The sequence below is a fragment of the Streptomyces xiaopingdaonensis genome (assembly GCF_000262345.1).
GTDB lineage: Bacteria > Actinomycetota > Actinomycetes > Streptomycetales > Streptomycetaceae > Streptomyces > Streptomyces xiaopingdaonensis.
Map to the genome: position 1 here is coordinate 1 of NZ_AJTQ01000313.1, position 3,579 is coordinate 3,579.

General features: G+C 73.3%; 6 protein-coding genes. 2 read left to right on the forward strand and 4 right to left on the reverse strand.

Going from position 1 to position 3,579, the window contains the following annotated elements; all coding sequences use genetic code 11:
* Nucleotides 1-476, forward strand: a 476-nt coding sequence (locus UWG_RS30925; protein ID WP_016909788.1) for a molybdopterin dinucleotide binding domain-containing protein, incomplete at its 5' end; no start/stop codon positions are given.
* Between the two features lie 369 nt (nucleotides 477-845).
* Here UWG_RS30925 and UWG_RS0124265 read toward each other — a convergent pair.
* On the reverse strand, nucleotides 846-1,415 hold the full coding sequence (locus tag UWG_RS0124265; protein WP_016909789.1) for a TetR/AcrR family transcriptional regulator: 570 nt from the start codon (nucleotides 1,413-1,415) through the stop codon (nucleotides 846-848).
* A gap of 65 nt (nucleotides 1,416-1,480) precedes the next feature.
* On the opposite strand from UWG_RS0124265, the gene UWG_RS0124270 reads away from it, so the two are divergent.
* A complete protein-coding gene (locus UWG_RS0124270; RefSeq protein WP_016909790.1) occupies nucleotides 1,481-2,176 on the forward strand; it encodes an alpha/beta hydrolase in 696 nt (231 codons plus the stop codon).
* A gap of 330 nt (nucleotides 2,177-2,506) precedes the next feature.
* Here the strand turns inward: UWG_RS0124270 and UWG_RS0124275 are convergent, their stop codons facing one another.
* The 3 genes from UWG_RS0124275 to UWG_RS34400 form a co-directional block, all read right to left on the reverse strand.
* Nucleotides 2,507-2,899: a peptidase inhibitor family I36 protein gene (locus tag UWG_RS0124275; protein WP_029391731.1), complete on the reverse strand. Its 393-nt coding sequence runs from the start codon at nucleotides 2,897-2,899 to the stop codon at nucleotides 2,507-2,509.
* Nucleotides 2,900-3,109: 210 nt separating this feature from the next.
* Entirely contained in the window at nucleotides 3,110-3,331 is a 222-nt protein-coding gene (locus tag UWG_RS0124280; protein ID WP_016909792.1) for a hypothetical protein, read from the reverse strand.
* Nucleotides 3,332-3,506: 175 nt separating this feature from the next.
* The coding region (locus UWG_RS34400) for a DUF7848 domain-containing protein (RefSeq protein ID WP_474773730.1) at nucleotides 3,507-3,579 on the reverse strand (73 nt) is incomplete at its 5' end.

Below are 3,579 nucleotides of genomic sequence, written 5' to 3' on the forward strand. Positions count from 1 at the left end.
GCGAGCCCGCCGAGTGGCTCGGCAGCCCGACCGCCGTCCGCCACCCGCTCCATCTCGTCGCCAACCAGCCCCGCACGCGCCTCCACAGCCAGCTCGACGTCGGCGCGCACAGCCAGGGGAGCAAGATCCAGGGCCGGGAGCCGGTCCGCATGCACCCCGCGGACGCGGCGGCGCGCGGCATCGAGGACGGCGCCCTCGTCCTGCTCCGCAACGGCCGCGGACGCTGCCTCGCCGGCGTCCGCCTCAGCGAGGACGTGCGCCGCGGCGTCGTCCAACTCGCCACGGGAGCCTGGTACGACCCCGACCCCGACGACCCGTCCTTCTGCCGCCACGGCAACCCCAACGTCCTCACCACCGACCGGCCCGCCTCCACCCTCTCGCAGGCCACCACGGGCGCCCACGCCCTCGTCGAGGCGGAGCCCTGGCGCGGGCCCGTGCCCGAACTGAGCGTGCTGGGGCCGCCGGAGAGGGTGTGAGGGGGCTGTCGGGGCCGCGGGCAACCTGCCGCGGGCCACTCGCAGTTGCGCGTGCGGCGTGACGTCTCCCGCAGGCGCCGCTCGCGGCATCGGCGAGGGCCGTGACTCGCGCGCCGCCCGAACGTCGGACGCTGCGCGGACGGCGGGCACGGACGGACGCCGCTGCCGCGGCAGTTGGTCACGGCGCTGAAGGGGCCGCGCGCTGCCGGCTCCCCGTTCGCGCCCGTCTGACGCGTCCGCTCCGACACTGCCGGGCGGCCGCCCCGGACTGGCTGTCACCGCCCGAGTGCCGTCCGGACGCCCAGCGTCGGCAGGCTCGTAGCCACGGCGTCGGACGCCGCGAGGGTTCGGTACGCGCCGAACCGGCCGCTACGCGCCGGGACTCCGGGGCTCCGGCGGAGCGAGCGCCGCCAGGAAGTCGTCGAAGGCCCGGTCGGCTCGCGACGTCTCACCCGTGGCCTCGATGTCCATGATGAGACCGCGGACGACGGCGAGCACGAGCGTGCCGAGCTCGGGGCGGCCGATGCTTCGCATGCCGTCTTCCAGGGGTTGCAGCCAGTCCGTGGTGGACTCGCGGCGGAAGCCCGGCCACAACTGCTGCTCGGCGTCCTCCCGGAGCCTGCCGAACATGCTGAGGTACGGGCGGCCGGCGGGCCCCGTCATGGTCTGCCACGCCCGTCGCAGCGTGGTCGGGTAGGGCTCGTCCGGTCGTGGGGAGACGAGTGCGCCGAAGAAGTCGCGTTGGCGCCGCCGTGCGCGGCGCAGTGTTTCGCGCAGCAGCGCGTCCCGGGTCCCGAAGTGGTAGATCAGCATTCGGTTCGAGGTGCCGGCCGCTGTCGCGAACGGTTCGAGGCGGTCGGGCAACCCGTGCGCGAGCGCGTGGTCCACGCAGGCGTCGAGGATGCGGTCGCGGATCTCGGGTTGCTTGTGTCGACCCATCGCCGCACGTTTTCACGTAACTGACGGTACGTCTACCGTTGTCGGGAGACCTTGAGGAGGAAGAGATGCGCGTTGTCTTCGTGCACGGGGCGTGCGTGCGCGACGGGTCCTGGTGGTGGCACCCGACCGCCGCGGTACTGACGGAGCGCGGCGTCACCAGCGTCGCCCCGGCCCTGCCGAGCTGCGGCGAGGGCGACCGCCCGGCCGGACCGCGAGGCCCGGGGCTGCCCGAGGACGTCGCCGCGGTGCGCGCCGTCCTGACCGAGGGGGACGAGCCGACCGTGGTCGTGGCGCACAGCTACGGCGGCATCGTCGCCGCCGAGGCCGCGGCGGGCGTCGGGACGGTGCGCCGCCTCGTGCTGGTGTCGAGCTACCTTCCCGAGCCCGGCGAGTCGCTCTCGACCTTCGGCGCCGAACCACCGCCCCCGCACCTCGACTTCGACCCCGACGGCGGCACGTTCGGCGCCCGCGCCGACCTGTTCGCCGAGACCTTCGTCCACGACTGCCCACCGGACCTCGCCCGCCGCGCGCTGTCCCGCCTCACCCGGCAGACACTCGCCGTGACCGGGCAACCCGTACAGGCGGCGGCGTGGCACGACCTCCCCACGACATACGTACTCTGCACCGAGGACCGCGGCACCCCGCCGGCGGCACAACGCGAGTTCTCCCGCCGCGCGGACGAGGTCGTCGAGGTGGCGGCGGGGCACCATCCGTTTCTGTCGCGGCCGGGGGTTGTTGCGGGCATCGTCGCGGGGGCGTGAAGGGTGCGGGGCGAACGGCGCGTGTTCGGCGCCGACTTCGCACCCTGTCCGGCCCGTCCTGGTCGGTTGCGGGGGCCGCGCGGACTGCCCTCACCGCGGCGTTGCGGCGGGATGGCACCGGGGCCCGCTCGGACGGGGCGCCGAGCCCGAGCGGAGTTTCAACGGTGGTCTGCCGGCGCTGGACGCGGACGCGGGTCGGCGGAGGAATCCGTTGCCGAGGTGGCGCGGGGACTCCACGGGCGCCGAGGCTCATGGCTTCACCGAGCTGTCCTCACTCCGGGGTGCGGGCTTCGTCCGGTCGTGTGCCTTCGTGCCCGTGCCTCCGGCGGGTCACCGGCAGTTGACCCACTTGTTGGAGGCGATCCCGTTGGTCCTGAACGTGCTGCCCGCTCCCAGGGTGAGGGCGGCGCCGCGTTCGACCGTCATGCTGTTCCCGGTGTAGCTCTTGCCCGTGTAGATGATGACGTCGCAGGAGTTGCCGTTGTTGTAGATCGATTTCGGGTGCGAGAAGGAGTAGTAGCCCGTCAGGTCCGTGTTGTTCTCGTAGACCTTGCCCGGCGTCCCCCCGAACCCGTCCTGGCTGTACGCGCAGAACGCACCGGCGTAGCAGTCCGCCTTGGCGGCCTGCGCGGGCGCCGCCGTCAGCCCGACGCCCACGACGGACAGCAGCACCGTCCCGGCCCGCAAGCCCGTGCGGGAGCGTGAGATGCGATTCCTGTTCATGCGAAGCCGTCCCCCCGGTTGATACCTGCGATGCCGTTCCCCCGTACGACTGATACACGACGCGGGCGAACGGTGCCCCGAGTATCGCCGAGGAGGACGGAATTCGGTAGGTCCGCGCTCCCCCGCGGAACACGCGCAGCGTCGCCACGGCGGGCCCACTCCGGGTGGTCGGGTGTGCGGAAGTGCCCGCTCGGGACGGGGCCCGGTGTCTCAACTGCGGGGTGTGCGGCGGTGGACGCGGATGCGTTCGGGTGGGCGGAGGAGTTGGAGGCGTCCGGTGTCGAGGTGGAGGACTCGGCCGTGGCCTGAGCTGCCGGGGGAGTAGAGGTCGACGACGGTGGCCCAGCGTCCGCCGTGCAGGACGCGGTCGCCGCGTTGCAGGTCGAACGGGCCCAAGCCGCCGGGGAGTTCGTACCAGCCGGTGCGGATCATGGTGGGGGTTCCTAGAGGTAGAGCTGCCGGTTGCAGGTGGCGCACCGTTTCCTGTCGGGCGTGAGCGCGCCGTCGTGGCGACACGGTGGGCCTTCCGGATTCGGCGGCGGCTTGGGGGACTTGGGCACGTCGGGCTCCCGGTCGGCTGAGCGAGTAGAGAGCGACGCCGGCCGGTTCACAGCCACCGTCCGGGGATCGCGCGGTACGGCCGGGTGACGTGCTCGCGGTACGTCAAGTGCTCGGGGTGT

Excerpts from the sequence above, each read along its gene's own strand:
- UWG_RS0124265 (WP_016909789.1), bottom strand. The coding sequence starts at position 1,415 with ATGGGTCGACACAAGCAACCCGAGATCCGCGACCGCATCCTCGACGCC.
- UWG_RS0124280 (WP_016909792.1), bottom strand. The coding sequence starts at position 3,331 with ATGATCCGCACCGGCTGGTACGAACTCCCCGGCGGCTTGGGCCCGTTC.
- UWG_RS0124275 (WP_029391731.1), bottom strand. The coding sequence starts at position 2,899 with ATGAACAGGAATCGCATCTCACGCTCCCGCACGGGCTTGCGGGCCGGG.
- UWG_RS0124270 (WP_016909790.1), top strand. The coding sequence starts at position 1,481 with ATGCGCGTTGTCTTCGTGCACGGGGCGTGCGTGCGCGACGGGTCCTGG.